This window comes from Chitinophagales bacterium, from assembly GCA_040877935.1.
In the GTDB taxonomy this organism is placed as follows: Bacteria; Bacteroidota; Bacteroidia; order Chitinophagales; family CAIOSU01; genus JBBDNB01.
In genome coordinates this window covers 22,801-39,133 of record JBBDNB010000045.1, presented here as the reverse complement: position 1 = coordinate 39,133, position 16,333 = coordinate 22,801, and the positions used below count along the sequence as shown (strand labels likewise).

Annotated in this window: 14 protein-coding genes; 4 read left to right on the top strand and 10 right to left on the bottom strand. The window is 37.7% G+C overall.

Annotated elements, in window-relative coordinates; all coding sequences use genetic code 11:
- Positions 1 to 27: 27 nt before the first annotated feature.
- Together WD048_12565 and WD048_12560 are read right to left on the bottom strand one after the other, a co-directional pair.
- Complete coding sequence (locus tag WD048_12565) at positions 28 to 1,290, bottom strand: SUMF1/EgtB/PvdO family nonheme iron enzyme (protein ID MEX0813043.1); 1,263 nt, start codon at positions 1,288 to 1,290, stop codon at positions 28 to 30.
- A 124-nt stretch (positions 1,291 to 1,414) separates the two neighbouring features.
- Complete coding sequence (locus tag WD048_12560; protein MEX0813042.1) at positions 1,415 to 2,386, bottom strand: PorP/SprF family type IX secretion system membrane protein; 972 nt, start codon at positions 2,384 to 2,386, stop codon at positions 1,415 to 1,417.
- 224 nt (positions 2,387 to 2,610) lie between these two features.
- Between WD048_12560 and WD048_12555 the strand changes: the two genes are divergently transcribed.
- A complete protein-coding gene (locus WD048_12555; protein MEX0813041.1) occupies positions 2,611 to 2,751 on the top strand; it encodes a hypothetical protein in 141 nt (46 codons plus the stop codon).
- A gap of 104 nt (positions 2,752 to 2,855) precedes the next feature.
- On the opposite strand, the gene WD048_12550 is transcribed toward WD048_12555, so the two are convergent.
- Genes WD048_12550 through WD048_12540 form a run of 3 tightly spaced genes read right to left on the bottom strand, consistent with a single transcriptional unit; the run spans position 2,856 to position 6,289 of the window.
- On the bottom strand, positions 2,856 to 3,587 hold the full coding sequence (locus WD048_12550) for a uroporphyrinogen-III synthase (protein MEX0813040.1): 732 nt from the start codon (positions 3,585 to 3,587) through the stop codon (positions 2,856 to 2,858).
- A gap of 60 nt (positions 3,588 to 3,647) precedes the next feature.
- Positions 3,648 to 4,493 (bottom strand): DUF4271 domain-containing protein, encoded by an 846-nt coding sequence (locus WD048_12545; protein MEX0813039.1) that lies wholly within the window; start codon positions 4,491 to 4,493, stop codon positions 3,648 to 3,650.
- On the bottom strand, positions 4,493 to 6,289 hold the full coding sequence (locus tag WD048_12540) for a hypothetical protein (GenBank protein MEX0813038.1): 1,797 nt from the start codon (positions 6,287 to 6,289) through the stop codon (positions 4,493 to 4,495). Before WD048_12540 ends, WD048_12545 begins: the two co-directional genes overlap by 1 nt.
- A 63-nt stretch (positions 6,290 to 6,352) precedes the next feature.
- Between WD048_12540 and hemW the strand changes: the two genes are divergently transcribed.
- Positions 6,353 to 7,489 carry a radical SAM family heme chaperone HemW gene (gene hemW / locus WD048_12535; protein ID MEX0813037.1) on the top strand — a complete coding sequence of 379 codons (1,137 nt, stop codon included), beginning with the start codon at positions 6,353 to 6,355 and terminating at the stop codon, positions 7,487 to 7,489.
- 39 nt (positions 7,490 to 7,528) lie between these two features.
- Here hemW and WD048_12530 read toward each other — a convergent pair whose 3' ends face one another.
- Positions 7,529 to 7,915 carry a hypothetical protein gene (locus tag WD048_12530; protein ID MEX0813036.1) on the bottom strand — a complete coding sequence of 129 codons (387 nt, stop codon included), beginning with the start codon at positions 7,913 to 7,915 and terminating at the stop codon, positions 7,529 to 7,531.
- A 280-nt stretch (positions 7,916 to 8,195) separates the two neighbouring features.
- On the opposite strand from WD048_12530, the gene lysS reads away from it, so the two are divergent.
- Positions 8,196 to 9,713, top strand: a complete 1,518-nt coding sequence (gene lysS / locus WD048_12525; protein MEX0813035.1) for a lysine--tRNA ligase — start codon at positions 8,196 to 8,198, stop codon at positions 9,711 to 9,713.
- Positions 9,714 to 9,785: 72 nt separating this feature from the next.
- Positions 9,786 to 12,704 (top strand): PKD domain-containing protein, encoded by a 2,919-nt coding sequence (locus WD048_12520; protein MEX0813034.1) that lies wholly within the window; start codon positions 9,786 to 9,788, stop codon positions 12,702 to 12,704.
- 6 nt (positions 12,705 to 12,710) lie between these two features.
- On the opposite strand, the gene WD048_12515 is transcribed toward WD048_12520, so the two are convergent.
- From WD048_12515 to WD048_12500, 4 genes are read right to left on the bottom strand one after another with little or no spacing between them, the layout of a single operon-like run.
- Positions 12,711 to 13,346 (bottom strand): response regulator transcription factor, encoded by a 636-nt coding sequence (locus WD048_12515; protein MEX0813033.1) that lies wholly within the window; start codon positions 13,344 to 13,346, stop codon positions 12,711 to 12,713.
- 50 nt (positions 13,347 to 13,396) lie between these two features.
- The gene (locus tag WD048_12510) at positions 13,397 to 14,362 is read right to left on the bottom strand and encodes a hypothetical protein (protein ID MEX0813032.1); all 966 of its coding nucleotides are present in this window, start codon (positions 14,360 to 14,362) and stop codon (positions 13,397 to 13,399) included.
- The gene (gene mvaD, locus WD048_12505; protein ID MEX0813031.1) at positions 14,352 to 15,386 is read right to left on the bottom strand and encodes a diphosphomevalonate decarboxylase; all 1,035 of its coding nucleotides are present in this window, start codon (positions 15,384 to 15,386) and stop codon (positions 14,352 to 14,354) included. Before mvaD ends, WD048_12510 begins: the two co-directional genes overlap by 11 nt.
- Positions 15,383 to 16,330 carry a GYDIA family GHMP kinase gene (locus tag WD048_12500; protein ID MEX0813030.1) on the bottom strand — a complete coding sequence of 316 codons (948 nt, stop codon included), beginning with the start codon at positions 16,328 to 16,330 and terminating at the stop codon, positions 15,383 to 15,385. The genes mvaD and WD048_12500 overlap by 4 nt, the downstream gene beginning before the upstream one ends.
- Positions 16,331 to 16,333 lie beyond the last annotated feature (3 nt).

Sequence of the window (16,333 nt, the reverse complement as noted above, 5' to 3'; positions counted from 1 at the left end):
AAATATTTTCGGTTACTTAAAATAATATTAATCATTGATAGACCTTCCGAGGAATGTGAGCACATTTCTGAATCCCACATATGACTTGGCAGAATCCTGATATTCAAAATTTCTTGTGCTTGTTTGCAAGAAATAGCCTATGTCTTTCCATGAGCCTCCGCGAACAACTTTGCGCTTCATAGTGATTTCATCATCTTCTGCTGCATCATATCTCACATCCGGATTCATATCATGAGCAAAGGAGTATGCATTTTCAAAGAAAGCTGTAGACGTCCATTCTGAAACATTTCCAGACATATTAAACAGGCCATAATCATTAGGCCAATAAGCATCAGCTCTAACAGTATAAAAACCGCCATCTTCAGGATAATTTCCCCTACCTGGTTTAAAGTTGGCCAATAAACAACCTTTAGAATTCCTAAGATAAGGGCCTCCCCATGGATAAGGAGCATTGGCTTTTCCTCCACGAGCTGCGTATTCCCACTCATGTTCAGTCGGTAACCTAAACGGGTCATTAATGACCTCACCTCTGGCTGCCCTGTAGTCTCCCCAAAACTTTGTTCTCCATGCTGAAAATGCATTGGCTTGATCCCATGTAACTCCAACTACAGGATAGTCGTCAAAGGCAGGGTGCCAGAAATAATTTCTTGTCATTGGTTCATTGTAAGAGTAGGAAAAATCTCTTACCCATACTAATGTATCGGGATAAACAGGTGTAGTACCTGACTTAAAAAATTCTGATCTGGGCTTACCTCTGTTTGAAACACGCGCAGCTTCTTTAATATCTAACCAGTAGTAATCAAACACAAATTTACTTACATCCATTTCGTGTTTGCCCCACATTTGTTCATTTTCAGGATAGTAAAGCCCCTCAAGAGATTCTTTGTACTCTTCATCATTGTAGTTGAAATCACTCATGAATTCCCAATTCACTTTTTCACCTTCTTCTCCTTCATTTTCTATGAAGTCACCGCCCATAGTAAAAGCGGTAATTGAGTCACGAACCCAATGAACAAATTGTCTGTATTCATTATTAGTGACTTCTGTATCATCCATAAAAAATCCTTGAATGGAGATAGATTTGGTTCTTTGAACCATAGAATAATTTACATCCTGACCACTTTGACCAATATGCAAATTACCAGAGGGAACATAAACCATACCATAAGGTATAACATTATTCCAACCCGGACGATCTTGTACTCCAATTAGTTGGCCATTGAAACCGGCACCACAGCCGCTAACTAATAACACTAAAAATAACCCAAAACTGAGAACTGTGCTTTTCATAATTGTTAATGTTTTACAACACGCTTTTTGTCTAAAGCCCGTAAAAATAGAATTATTTCAATAAAAATGAAAAATTGATTGATACAAGTTGAAAATTCATCTTTTAATTATAGAGTAAAGACCATTACATAAACCTTGGATTGTAAATAATCTTCCCTGACTGCATAAATTTACGAATATCGATCAAATATTTCACAAAAATTTCGTGAGAACCGCCATTTACATTTCTAATTTCAGAGATTCCCGCATCATAACTGTATCCTAATTTTAATTGTTTTGCAACTTTGAAACCTAAAAACGGAATAATTGACTCTTTAGTATTTACACTGGTACCTCTAAATGCCATTCCAAGCCAAAGCTTTTGTTTAAAATAAACTGTAAGGTTATACAACCCCTGATAATTATTGAAATCCGAAAGTACTAAAACATTTGGTTGTAAGTCAAAGTTTTTTGAGATTTTTATTAAATACCCTCCATGTACAGCTAAGTATCGACTGGATCGAATGTTAATATCATGCCCTCTGTCAGTAAAACTATGGGCACTCCCCAATAAATTATTTACAGCTACTCCGGCATACCATTTTTCATTATTCAAATAAACCCCAACATTCATATCCCCACTTATTGAGCTGACAAAGTTTTCGGGAATATAATCATCATTGTGCGTGAAAATTTCGCGATATTCTCCTTCAGGCGCTCTCAATTCTCTTCCGTCAATTTGTTTTTGAACAATTCCTCCACTTAATCCAAAGGCTAAGTTTGCGAATTTGAGAGGTGTTCTCCATGCATAAGCAAATTGAATGTAATTATTTTTTTCAGCCCCCAACCTATCGTGCATAAAGAACAACCCTAAGTTAGACTGAAGTCGATTTATTGGCGATTGTGCAGCTATAGCAAGCGTTTTTGGCTGGCCTTGAATGCCTGACCATTGGCTTCTGTATAGCGCATCTATTTCTATCGCATCATTTGAGCCTGTAACAGCCGGATTATAAAGCATGCCCTGAAAGGGAAATTGGCTGAAATGAGGAAAATTCTGTCCAAACCCCTGGTAGAAACAAGTAGAGAGTATTAATAAAGCAAACGTGAAACGTGACATTGTTTAGTTCTTGAGCATAAATATACTGAAAGTCTAAGGCTAACCCAAACAAAAACATTTGGTTGAATTATGGTTCAGACACTTAACATTACTCAACTGTGATAATAAAAGTTTCTTGATATCGGTATTAACCTGAGCTCAATAATTATTTAAGAGCTCAGAAATTCACTAAAATGCAATAGGCAAGGCGCATTTGAGAAGGTCTATCGGGATAAACCGAGCAAATGCAACGCAGCAAATTGTGTTTTATGGATTTCAAATACCAGAAAACAGCAATCTTCTTCCCGGAAATACCTCAAAATAGCCCGCTATTCCATCAGTATTTCCAGTCGAATCCCACTGTTTTCAGGTATTCTGAGCAATAAATAATTTCCGAACTCAGGTTATTATTCCAAATCAGCTTCAAAACTGAAAGAGTCGATAGTTTATTTTATTATTCAAAGAATTTTACTCTGCAAAATGCTGATTACTATTTGTTGTACTTATCCAAGTACTTTTGAACTGCCATAGTCATAGAGGGCACTCCAGGAGCCGGTGCTTTTATGTTTACGCTAAGCCCATAATCTTCCATAGCTTGAGCAGTAGTATCGCCAAATGCACCGAGCTTTGTGTTGTTTTGTTTGAAATCAGGGAAATTTTCAAACAATGATTTCAAACCGTGTGGGCTGAAAAACAAAATTATATCATAAAAAATATTTTCCAGATCAGATAAATCACTGCTTACCGTTTTATACATAACTGCCGGCTTAAAATCAAAGCCTTTTTCTTCAAGAAAATCTGGCAAGGCACTGTTTGACACATTGGAACAAGGTAAAAGAAACTTTTCATTTTCCTTGTGCTTCATCAATATTTCCCTGAGGTCTTCTTCTCTACCACTTCCAAAAAACACCTTGCGTTTGCGGTATTGAATATACTTCTGAAGGTAGAGTGCGATTGCTTCTGATTTACAAAAATATTTTGTCTCCTGCGACATTTTTACGCGCATGCTTTCACAAATAGAAAAGAAATAATCCATAGAGTTTCTACTTGTGAAAATCACTGCAGAATAATCATTCAATACAATTCTCGATTTCCTGAATTCTTTTGTAGATACTCCTTCTACCTGTATAAATTTCCGAAAATCCACCTTGATATTGTACTTCTTAGCAATATCGTAGTAGGGCGATTTCCCATTCTCAGGCTCAGGTTGTGAGATGAGCATCGACTTTATTTTACCTTTTGACTTTGACATACGGTATGAAACTTCTCAATTTTTGCTTACTTAGAAAAACGCATTCATAAACTTCACCAGCAACAATACCGGTACAATTTCAAGGGTGCAAATATACAGAAAAAAATGTACTTTGTTTTCAATGATTTGTCGCTGACTTATGTTAATACCTCTCATTATCAGAAAAAGGAAGAACAGTATAAATATTGTTAAAACAGAGAAAAAAAGCACTGTGGGAATATCTTGACTACTGTAATAAAGCAATAAGTTGAGGGGTATAAACACTACACCGAGCATTCTCATAATTCCAAAAAACACAAATTGAAAAAACTGAGCTATTTGTTCAACTGGGAAAACAAGAGCTGTAAGCAGATATTGCAAATATTTAAGCAAGTATAGTAAACTGATAAAAAGCACAATAAGACAGAATAGCGCGAAATGGTTTAGAAGCGGCTCATAATTATAATAATCCATTGCATTGATGCTCAAAAGTCCAAGTGATAATATAAAATTTATATTGAGCAGAATTTTAAAAAGCGAACCCTCTCCTCTCTCTTCTCTATACTGATAAGCTGCAAGATTAAGATTTGAAAATGATTTAAAAGCAGTTTCAATATTTTTTGAAAAAAAAGTTTTAACCAATGCCAAAAGCAGTAATTGAAATAAAATGATGTAAAAAAACCAGGACTTTCTTCTGTCTTCCTGTTTTTTAATTATTTCCACTTCGCTTTCTTCAAGTGCTTGTTGTGGAAACAAAGAATCTTCAAATGCACAAGAATCAATTATAGCTACAGAAGTTGAATCTGGATTTAGTTCAGCAATAGTCGAACCCTGTGCTACTAAGGAGAAAGCAGCACACAGCATCAATAGCAGTATTTTATTTTTTTTTAAAAGCACTAAAAATAATTGATGTAACCAAAGTGTATTTTTGCCGATCTGAAATCTATTTTATTTTGCTGCTGCCTTCCAAGTGCATAACTCACATTAAACAAGCCCACACCTGTTTCAAAACTCAAACCAGCTCCAAACCCAAATGGAAAATCACTGGTAAAGGAATCTTTGAGTCTCTGTTCCACATACGCTCCATCAAAAAACAAACTGAAGTACGAATTTACGGAAAGTAAAAACCGATATTCTAATGTGAGCACATTGTATAGAGAAGTAAATAAATCTTCTTCATCAAACCCTCTTAAAATCTTTGTACCGCCAATTCTAAATAATTCACTGATGAAAAGGTTTTCTCCATAAATTGCGGCTCCGCGGACAGCCGTTTTCACAGTTGATCTGCCCCCGATAGGCCAGTATTTCTCAAGTATATAATGCGCTTTGAGTTGCAGCCTGTTGTCACTCAAGCTATCATATAAATGCTCTAATGTTTCTCCCGGATTTTCGGGATCTGAAATTTGTGCTATAGTAAGATTTTTCTTTACGCGCTTGGTACCGGCTGCTCCACTTAGTTCGAATACCCATCCACTTGTTGGGTTAATCCGGTAATTTAAATTTTCAAAATGATATTTTGCTCCATAAAATGAATTGCGCACATCTACATTGGGTGGCAAACTGCGATTGCTCTTAATTAAATTAGTGTCAACTTTTATGAGGTTTGTAATTTGCCCATTATAAAATCCTTCAAAATAATTCCGACCATCCAACAAATAGCGAACTCCCAGCGTGTATTGAATATCTATATATTGTGTATCTCTTTTGTAGAGCTCCATTTCAAAATTAGTCCCCAGCGGCAAACCCAAAACATAAGGATATTCAAAACCCACTTCTAAATTCTGAGTAGCATCCTGAAGCTTCTGCCAGTTGAGGCGGATTACTTTGCCTGTGCCAAATGGATTTTCCAGGTAAATATTGGCTTCTCCGGTAATCAATAAGCGTCCGGTAACTTCATTATTCGGTAAGAAACCAACCAGAAAATCGAATTGACTGGCTTTTCTATTGCGCAAATGCAAGATTATTCTCGCTTTTTCTCCTACAAATAAAACCTCTGGGCTTTCAGTCTCTTCCAAAAAAGTCAGGTCTCTGATCCGCTTTGAAATTTTTCTTATAGCAGATTCATCATAGGGCTCTCCTGGTTTTATGCCAAGGTAGTTGTACAAATAACCTTTTTCAATTTTGACATCTTCCCCCTTTATTGTCAAAGTGTCAAAATATATCAAATCTTTTTTATTTACCTGTAAACTTGCTTCAACATTGTTGTCCTGCATAGCTAAACTATCAAGACGCAACTGTGCAAAGGGGTATCCGTTGTTTTCATAATATGCCAAAACCTGCCTGAGCAGCCGCTCCAACTGATCATAACGAAATGGTTTTTCCCTGTAAAATTTTTCCTTGTAGGAAACCTGACTTAATACCTGCTCATCCAGATTGCCAGGCCTCAAAAGCAGCCATTCAAATTTTTGACCGATATACAAATAAGCGGTCAACTCGTTTCCTTCCTTTACTACAGAGTCTATTGAGGCTCCGGCAAAACCCTTTCCGCGCAACTCTATCAATATTTTCTCTAGTTCCTGATTGGCTTGTAGCGGATCGGAAAGCTTTTCTTTGAATTTTAATTTGCCAATATCTTCTGCACTTTCGGGAATATTCAGTTGTAGAATATAGTGCTTTACTTTCTGCTCTTCATCATCCTGGGCAAAAGCAAGAGAAAACTGTATTAAAAGAAAAAAGGGGAGAATAAAACGCATAATTTTGCTAAAACTTGACAATACACAAAGCTGAAAACGAACTTTATACAAAATCCTTATAAATTGGACGCAGGCATCTATATTCATATTCCTTTTTGCAAACAAGCCTGTCATTATTGTAATTTTCATTTTAGCACTTCGCTCAAAAATAAGACAGCATTATTAGATGCTATTGCCTGTGAAATTGATTTGAGAAAAATCGAATGGCAAAATACACAGTTCAAAAGTATTTACATAGGGGGAGGAACACCTTCACTACTCAACAATTTAGAATTAAAACAATTATTCGGCAAAATTAAGCGCAATTTCCATGTGAGTGAAAATGCAGAAATCACACTGGAAGCCAATCCGGATGATTTAAATAAAAAATACCTTGAGGAGCTAAAAGACACAGGTATAAACAGGCTGAGTATTGGCATTCAATCATTCAGAGATCGGGATCTGATATATATGAACAGGGCGCATAATGCCAAAGAAGCGCTTGATGTTGTGTGGTTGGCAAAAAAAGCCGGGTTTGAACAAATCAGTATAGATTTGATCTATGGAGTTCCGGGGATGAGCGAAAGTGCCTGGCTCGAGAATTTAGAACATGCTGCGGCAATGCCAATCAATCATATTTCCTGTTATGCGCTCACATTAGAACCCAATACTGCTTTAAATCACTTTGTGAAAAGTGGCAAATCTCCTGCACCTGACGAAGCACTTGCATCAAAACATTTTGAATTATTGACTGAAAAAGTTGCAGAAAAAAACTGGGACCATTACGAAATTTCGAATATAGCTATCGATGGCCAGAGGGCAATTCACAACAGCAGCTACTGGAATGGCACTCCATATTTTGGGCTTGGACCCGCTGCTCATTCCTATGACGGGAAAAATAAACGCTTCTGGAATATTTCCAATAATTCAAAATATATCAAAGGCATAAAAACGGGTAGCGGGTTTTGGAAGGGCGAAACCCTGAGCAATACTGACCGCTTCAATGAAAAACTAATGACCGGTTTACGGCAAAAGGAAGGAATAAACTATGAGGAACTCAATGCTTTGTTTAAGGATAATAAACAAAAACAGCTATTTCTGAGCAATCTTTATAAACTTGGCGAAAAAGAATTGTTAGAAAAAAAAGACAATAGATGGACACTTACAAAAAAGAGCTTGTTCCTGGCCGATCATGTAGTCAGTGAATTGTTTTTGGTTTAACCGGAATATGCAATTACTTTTCAATTGCATAATGCGGGTTTAGCTTTCTTGCACATATTTCTTCAGCCACCTAATACCCTTTTCCCGATCCAAAAAAAGCCGAATATTCATTTTGGTGTTTTGCACAAAGTTGATCACCAAATTGCCAAATATCCTACTTACAAGTGAATCTACAATAATTGCAATTGCAGGAGTGCCGAGTTCATCATCTGCTTTCAATACATATTTTTGTGCTTCAAGTGTAGCGCCCTTTCCTTTTGTAGCATCTGCCAATATCGGGTAAGGGTAATCGCCAATATGTTTCAACCTTAATTCAAAAGTCTCTTTTGCCTGTTTAAGATCAATAATTTCTTTTGCTATATGCTCTGAGATCAATATTCCTTCCCGCACTTCCATTTTTAATATATCATTTTCAAACTGCTTCATATTGATTTGAATATCATATCTAAAATTGCTTAAAATTACAGCGCTCAAATTTGCAGATAATTACATCAAAAACACAGCGATCCAACTTAAAATTATCTTTTGTTAAAATGAATCACCTTTTTGGAAAAATTGACACATCCGGAAAAACAGAAAATTCCATGCTCATCTAAGACTTTCATGCAGATAAATGAAGCAATAATCATTTATCCAGGCTGTCTGTAAAGTTTTGATTTAAACCAAGACGGGTTAACTTTGCCTTTCTTATTTAAACTTACAAGAAATGTCTCAAGAATTTACAGAACAAGAAAGGTATAGAAGAGAAGCCTTAGAAGAAATAAAAAAGCTTGGAATCAATCCATATCCGGCTGAATTATTCCCGGTAAACGCCACTGCCAAAGCCCTTAAATCCAATTATGAGGAAGGAAAAGAAGTTGTGCTTGCCGGAAGATTAATGGCGCGCAGAATTATGGGAAAAGCCTCTTTTGCTGAATTGAAAGACCATTCAGGTAGAATTCAGCTTTATGTAACCCGAGATGAAATTTGCCCTGATGAAGATAAAACCCTTTACAATACTGTTTTCAAAAAATTACTGGACATTGGTGATTTCATTGGCATAGAGGGCTATATGTTCAAAACAAAAGTGGGCGAAATAAGTGTGCATGTTACAAGCCTAAAAGTATTGAGCAAATCACTTCGCCCCCTACCAATTGTAAAAATAGATGATGAAGGAAATGTACACGATGCATTTACAGATCCTGAACTCAGGTTTAGAAGGCGCTATGTTGACTTAATTGTGAATGAAGGAGTGAAAGATATTTTCATCAAGCGCACAAAGCTTATGAACAGCATGCGCAATTTCTTCAATGAAAGGGGCTACCTCGAAGTAGAAACCCCTATTCTACAGGCCATTCCCGGTGGTGCTGCTGCCAGGCCATTTATTACGCATCACAATGCACTTGATATGCCACTTTACCTGAGAATTGCCAATGAGCTTTATCTCAAAAGGTTGATTGTAGGTGGCTTTGACGGAGTTTATGAATTTTCCAAAGATTTCAGAAATGAAGGTATGGACCGCAGCCACAATCCGGAATTTACGGTTATGGAAATTTATGTGGCCTATAAAGATTATCTCTGGATGATGGAGTTTACCGAGCAGTTGATTGAGAAGATTGCATTGGATCTACACGGTGAAACAAAAGTGAAAATTGGGACGAATGAAATTGACTTTAAAGCACCCTATCCCCGTGTAACCATGCAGGAAGCTATTGAAAAATATACCGGTATTGATATTCGCGGGAAAAGTGAAGATGAGTTGCGAAACATTTGCCACGACTTAAAAATTGATGTTGATGAAAGCATGGGGAAAGGCAAACTCATTGATGAACTGTTTAGTGAAAAATGTGAAAGGCATTTTATTCAACCCACATTTATTATTGACTACCCAGTAGAAATGTCTCCCTTGTGTAAAAAGCATAGAACAAACCCTGAATTGACGGAGCGCTTTGAATTAATGATCAACGGAGGTGAAATTGCCAATGCCTATACCGAATTGAACGACCCAATTGATCAAAGAGAGCGATTTGAGGAGCAAATGCAACTTTCTAAAAAGGGTGATGACGAAGCTATGTTCATCGATCAGGATTTTTTAAGAGCACTGGAATACGGAATGCCCCCCACATCAGGAATGGGTATTGGAATAGATCGGCTCACTATGCTTATGACCAATAAAAGCAGCATTCAGGAAGTGCTTTTCTTTCCGCAAATGCGACCAGAGCAGGTTAAAAGTAAAGCGGAGTAATATTATACATTTTTATTGATTTTAAGCTTGAAATGTTTAATTTCATAGTTAAATCAATAAAGCATTCTAAAAATGTATAGAAGTGTATTAGGTTTCTTGTTTCTATTTCTTGCCTTGAACCTTTCTAAACTTACTGCTCAATGCATCACTAATGTTGATTTCAACAACTGGAATCAGGCAGGTGACCCTGCTAATGGAAACTGGACTGTACAATCCGGTGGTAGCCAAATATATCAATCTATAAATGGCCAACCCACTTATTTTCTAAGTTCATTTGATCTAATAAATGTTGAAATTACCGGACAATTCAGAACCGATAATGGCGATGATGATTTTATGGGCTTCGTAATTGGATTCAATGATCCTATAGGAAACAACACAGACCACGATTATATCCTCTTTGACTGGAAAGGAGTTGCCCAGACCTACCTTGGAAACCATGCTCCTACTGGAATGACACTTTCAAGGGTTCAAGGGAATATACCTGTATCGGTCCCAGTTTATGCACAGTATTTTTGGGGCCATGCCAATTCTATTCCGCCACTTGAAGTATTAGACACCCATTATGGAGCCGGATTGGGTTGGGTACAGGGTGTTGATCATGATTTTCGTTGTATTTACACACCTACCAACATCAAAATATTTGTAGATGGAAACTTGATATTCGATGTAGATGATTGTTTCAAGGCCGGAAGATTTGGTTTTTATAATTACTCTCAACCCCAGGTAACCTATACTGATTTTACATATGAACTCGCTACTGCTTTTCAGATAGAAGAACAAAATATATGTCTTGTAGATTCTGCTTCGTTTATATTTATTGATGCATGTGCTGCAAATTTCAACTTTAACTTAATAGATGAAATGGAATGGGATTTTGGAGACGGTAATAGCTATACCAATTCTAACCCTGATGCGCAAAATATCAATCCAAAGCATTTATATACAGCCCCCGGCAATTATCAAGTAACACTTACCACAACTGACCACCTTGGTTGTCAAGACATTGCTATAGAAAACATTACTGTTTACGAGCATCCTGATGTACAATTATCGGTTCCGGATGTATGCTTTAATGAAGATTCTGAATTTGAAAATTTAACTACTCCAGGAGACGGGAACATAAACCAATGGAATTGGGACAGGGGCAATAACACTACAAGTAATGACTTTGATTTTAATTATCAATATCCGGATTCAGGCACTTATCAAATCGAATTGATAGCTATTGATGACAATGGCTGTAGTGACACCAACTCAATATCCCATAGTGTTTTTGCTTTACCACAGGCTACAATCCAGGCATATGATCTCACTTGTTTTGAAAGCAATGATGGGGAAATTCACCCGCAAATAACAGGTGGTACAACACCATACACTTATGATTGGAGCAATAGTACCAATGATTCTATAGCTGATAATCTTGCCGAAGGAAATTATACTTTGACAATAGAGGATCAAAATACTTGCATTGATATAATTTCAAATACAGTAAATCAGCCCGCACCACTTGAAATTGAAGTAGAGCTTTCGGATTATAATGGTTTTGAAATAGCTTGTTTTGGAGAAGAAAACGGAGAAATCACACTTATTACTACGGGCGGGACTCCTCCTTATCAATACGATTGGAATAGCGGGCAATTTACCGACAGTACACTCAGCAATCTGGAAGCAGGAAGCTACGCAATGGTACTTACAGATTCTAATAATTGCCAATTGGATTCAATTATCACACTTAATGAACCAAACCAATTGCTTGCTATATCAACAATTTCACAATACAATGGTGGATGGAATGTTTCCTGCGCCACTTCTACTGATGGTAATATTGATATTACTCCACAAGGTGGAGTACAAGCTTACAATTTCAACTGGAACAATGGAAGTTTCAATACTGAAGACCTAAGCAATCTTGCCGCAGGATCTTATAGCCTGGAAATAACGGATCAAAACAATTGCGTGTTCTACGATACTTTTGAGCTCGTAGCTCCCGATACACTATCAGGACAATTAAGTGCTTTTGAACACAATGGCGGCTGGGGAGTTTCCTGTAATGGTGCTTCTGACGGAAGCATTAGCGCAGATATAGGCGGAGGTACAGCTCCTTATGATTTCAATTGGTCAAACAATGCAGGAAATACTGACAATATCGACAACCTTTCTGCCGGAATTTATCAATTAAGTATAGAAGATGGCAATGGTTGTGAAATTATTGATTCCATAGAGATCACCGAACCAGATGAACTGACAGCAAGCCTGAGCAAAGAAGATGTGGTATGCTATCGAGAAGAAAACGGGATTTTAGATTTGGTTCTGAATGGTGGTACAGAACCTTATAGCATTAACTGGTCAGACAGTGTGAGCGATGAATTAGTGAGAACCGGAGTAGATACAGGATTTTACGAAGTCAATATAGTGGATGCCAATAATTGTGAAACAAGTGCCAATGCTACAATTAGCGAACCTGATTCACTCGGCCTGCTTATCCAACAAGATACCATTGAAATAATTTATGGTGGTATTGCTGAAATAGAAGCACAATTTCATGAAAATGGAAGAGAAAACCTTCTTTCGTGGTCACCTCATAGAGATTTAAATTGCTCTGATTGCTCTGAAGTAAAAGCCACTCCTGTAGAAAACACATTATATGTACTTGAACTGTTCGACAATCAAGGGTGTAGCGTACTGGACAGTGTACTTGTTTTGGTAAAAGAAAAAATCCTGTATCAGCCAACTGCCTTCACACCTGATGGTGATGGCACAAATGATTTCTTTACTATTTATTCTTCAGGTATCAGAAACTTTAAAATGCGCGTATTCACGCGCTGGGGCGAACTGATCTATTTAACTGAAGATATTGAAAGCGGTTGGGATGGGGCCGGAATTAACGGTGATATTATGCCTCAAGGAGTATATGTTTATACTGCACAATTGATTTATTATGATGGTGAAGTGGAAAAAATAAAAGGCTCTGTTACTTTGCTCCGCTAGAATAGATTACTGATTCACTAGCCCCTTTTTCACAGCATACATGATCAGTTCTGAAGGTTTTTTCAAACCGAGTTTTTTCAGGATATTTTTCCGGTGGGTATTGATGGTATGCACACTGCGCGATAGATTGTCTGCAATTTGCTGCGTAGTATAGCCTTCTGCGATCAGGCGAATGACTTCAATTTCCCTGTCGGTTAAAACCAGTGGTTCACAGTTTTGAGGCAATTTTTTCTCTAAAATGGAATCCACTACTTTTCCGCAAAAAAACTTCTCCCCTTTTGAGGAAGCAAATACCGCGCTGATAATTTCCTCTTCGCTACACTCTTTCAGGATAAATCCCTGTACGCCTTTGTTCAGCACATTGAGCACATCATCTTTAAAAGTATTGTTGGTAATGATGACCACATTTGTCTCGGGAGAAAAAGCATGAATTGTAGCCAAATCGTCTACTTTAAAATGCTCTGTTTCAAAAATATCTATGATGATTACAGCAGGTTTCTGCTTGCGTACATATTTGATCAATTGTTCTGAACAATCAACCTCGCCTATGATATGAAATTCCGCCTGCGAAGAAAGTAAATTCTGCAAGCCCCTTCTGATTAAAAGGTTATTATCTGCAACTAAAATTTCAATTTTTTTCAAACCTTCCTTATTTAGAAAGGTTCTAAATTAATCATTTTTTCTGACTAATTTCAAAACCGTTGGATCACTTTAATTTGATGCCCTTTCAAATATTTCTTGGCATTCTCCAAATCTTCAGTAAATCCAAGGATAAAACCTCCGCCACCAGAGCCGCAGAGCTTAAGATAATATGCACCTGTATCCAGCCCCTCTTTCCACAAGCGGTGAAAAATATGTGGAATCATGGGCGTTAGGTTTTCTATTAAAAACTTGGAAAGAAAATACAAGTTGTAAAAAAGTGCTTTTGTTTCACCTTTCAAAAATCCCCTGATACAATTGTCATTGTAAGGGATGAAATCTGCTTTGCATTTTTCCAAGAAATCTTTTTCCTTACACCTTTCCATAAAATATTTTACCAGGGGTTGGGTTTTTCCGGGCGTACCTGAATCAAGCAAAAAGATGGCTCCGCGGCCTTCTTTTTGATCTTTTGGCAAACTTACCGTATCAATATCATTTTTAGATTCAATCAGTACAGGCATATTGATATAGCATATCAATGGATCCATACCTGAACTTGTACCGTGAAAATAGGATTCCATTTGGGCAAAAATGATTTTCAACTCTTTAAGCTTCTTTTTTTTGAGCTCCTGTGGTTGCAGCTTATCTTTAGCATAGCGGTCGTATATAGCTGCACAAAGCGCTCCCGAACTACCCACACCAAAACCCTGTGGAATAGTAGATTCAAAAAACATACCGCTGTCCAGATCATCCTTCATTCTCTTGAGGTCAAACTGCACATTGAGCCCAGCTTTTTCCTGTAGATTTTCAAGATGGGTAGCATATTTCCTCAAATTCTCATTGGAGGCTTTGATTTTTTCCTCATCGGGCTTAACACTGTGCTCCCTGAAAGAGAGTTTACCATTGAAACTTTCAAATGGAATTGACAAACCCATCGCATCCTGGATAATACCGTATTCACCGAACAACAAAATTTTCGAATGAAAGGCATTCTCAATCAAATTTTTATTAATATCCATATTTCAAATTTAAAGGACCATTACCGATTTTATCGGAAATCCAATAATTGTTTTCACAATATACTACAAGTTCTTCATTAATGTAAACTTCCACCTCTTTCTCAATGCTTTCAGGGTAAAGCAAATGCACATTGGGGCCGGCATCCAGCGTGAAATAAAGCGGCCAGTTTTCTTTTGCTCTTTTCTCCCAAATCGCCCTGATAACAGCTATTGTATTTGGTTCCATCAGTAAATAAGGTGTAGCAGAACTCATCATCATAGCATGCAGACTTAGCGCTTCCTGCTCAACAATTTGCCCAAATCTAGTCCAGTCATCAGTTTGAATAACATTTAAAAGCTTTGCAAGGTTATCTTTTGCATGAGTGAAACGCGATTCAGCGTACGCATGTCCATCCATCAAGGCATGTCCGGCTGTACTAGACACCGGTTTTTTTCCCTTACTTATAATTAAAATGGAATCCTTAATTTTTGAAAAAGCTGGATTTACATTATCATTTACCACAACAGCATATTGATCAGAACTTCCGGGAATGCTTTCTGTCTTTCCCCAAAGTGCCATATTTCCATATACCGAGCGACATGCACTTCCTGAACCCAGGCGGGCAATATGCGATGCGCGCTGCATAAAATTACCTTTCAATAAACCCAACTCCTCCTCCATACTCACCAGGCAAAGTGCCAATGCTCCCATTCCTGATGCAGAACTTGCAATACCTGAAGAATGCGGAAAAGAATTCTCACTTTCCAGTTTTAATTCAAAATCCTTTAAAAAAGGCATTTCTTCAAAAGAAAGTGATTTTAAAAATTTTTCGATACGGGAGCTGAAGGCAGGATTTTCCTTTCCTTCAAATAAAAACCTAAGGCCACTGCCAGGCTTGTATGCCAATGTAGTTATAGTATGGGCTGTATCTAATGTAATACTCAAAGAAGGGTTGGCGGGCAATTGATTTCCATGCTTACCCCAGTATTTTATCAAGGCTATATTTGAAGGACATTGCCATCTAAAGCCACCTGCCTGTGTCATCCGCGCTGATTTGAAGCTGCAAAGATAATATCTTTATAAGGAATGATAGACTTAAATCCTTTTTCGGTAAAATAATTGATGGTTTCCAGCTCACTTTTGTTGGAAGTGGCCAGCACAAAATCTCCGCCCCAGGCCCCCAGTGACTTGATACTTCCCCAATAATCAGAGAAATACAAGGCTTTTGCAAACTGCAAATTCAGGTGATCTGAAATAATTTGCTCGTGTTCGTCTATTAAATTTTCAAATGCCTTTAAAGTTTCTGCTTCTGTGAAAGCCTTTGAAATTTCACTAATCCGGTCAATAGCTTCCTTGCCCATTTTTCTTTTTTTATAAAGGCGAATGCCCTCGCGGCTGTCTTTCTTTTGATTCAGATAAACAAAAAACAATTGCTCTTTGAAGGGAGGGTCAAAGGGAGCAGCTTCAACCAGGTTTTCACCTGATCTTTTTTGAAAAAATATGGGCCCGTCTGCCACGGCAGCAGCAAGGTCATAGCCGGAACCACCAAAACTCAATTCCAACAACTGATAAGGATCTACACCCGCCCACTGTGCAAAAGAAGCAATAAGCGTTGAACTGCTTCCCAAACCCCATTCCAGCGGAAATTCCAAAAAGGTATGTACCACATAACCTTTTTCTTCCTTTAAAAAACCGGGATTGAGTTTCCGTGCAGATTTAAGAATGTCCTGCAATCGCAAGGCGCGATGGTCTTCTTCTCCAATAATCTCAAGATCGGGCAGTGAAAAGATGATCTTCAACCACACTTTTTTGTTGGGATGGTGACTTATCCAGGTAAGCGTAGGTTGCGGCAAATCGGAATCCAGCACTTCCAAAATCTGTCCCTGTATAGTTGGCAAAGCAAGTGCCCGAGCTCCATCCAACACCACATACTCCCCACTGAGCAACAATTTACCGTGGGCATAAAATCTGCGTTTTTTTACATCCATTGC

Coding starts and splice junctions, on each gene's coding strand:
- WD048_12565 (MEX0813043.1), bottom strand. CDS start 1,290: ATGAAAAGCACAGTTCTCAGTTTTGGGTTATTTTTAGTGTTATTAGTT.
- WD048_12560 (MEX0813042.1), bottom strand. CDS start 2,386: ATGTCACGTTTCACGTTTGCTTTATTAATACTCTCTACTTGTTTCTAC.
- WD048_12555 (MEX0813041.1), top strand. CDS start 2,611: ATGCAACGCAGCAAATTGTGTTTTATGGATTTCAAATACCAGAAAACA.
- WD048_12550 (MEX0813040.1), bottom strand. CDS start 3,587: ATGCTCATCTCACAACCTGAGCCTGAGAATGGGAAATCGCCCTACTAC.
- WD048_12540 (MEX0813038.1), bottom strand. CDS start 6,289: ATGCGTTTTATTCTCCCCTTTTTTCTTTTAATACAGTTTTCTCTTGCT.
- WD048_12530 (MEX0813036.1), bottom strand. CDS start 7,915: ATGAAGCAGTTTGAAAATGATATATTAAAAATGGAAGTGCGGGAAGGA.
- lysS (MEX0813035.1), top strand. CDS start 8,196: ATGTCTCAAGAATTTACAGAACAAGAAAGGTATAGAAGAGAAGCCTTA.
- WD048_12520 (MEX0813034.1), top strand. CDS start 9,786: ATGTATAGAAGTGTATTAGGTTTCTTGTTTCTATTTCTTGCCTTGAAC.
- WD048_12510 (MEX0813032.1), bottom strand. CDS start 14,362: ATGGATATTAATAAAAATTTGATTGAGAATGCCTTTCATTCGAAAATT.
- mvaD (MEX0813031.1), bottom strand. CDS start 15,386: ATGACACAGGCAGGTGGCTTTAGATGGCAATGTCCTTCAAATATAGCC.
- WD048_12500 (MEX0813030.1), bottom strand. CDS start 16,330: ATGGATGTAAAAAAACGCAGATTTTATGCCCACGGTAAATTGTTGCTC.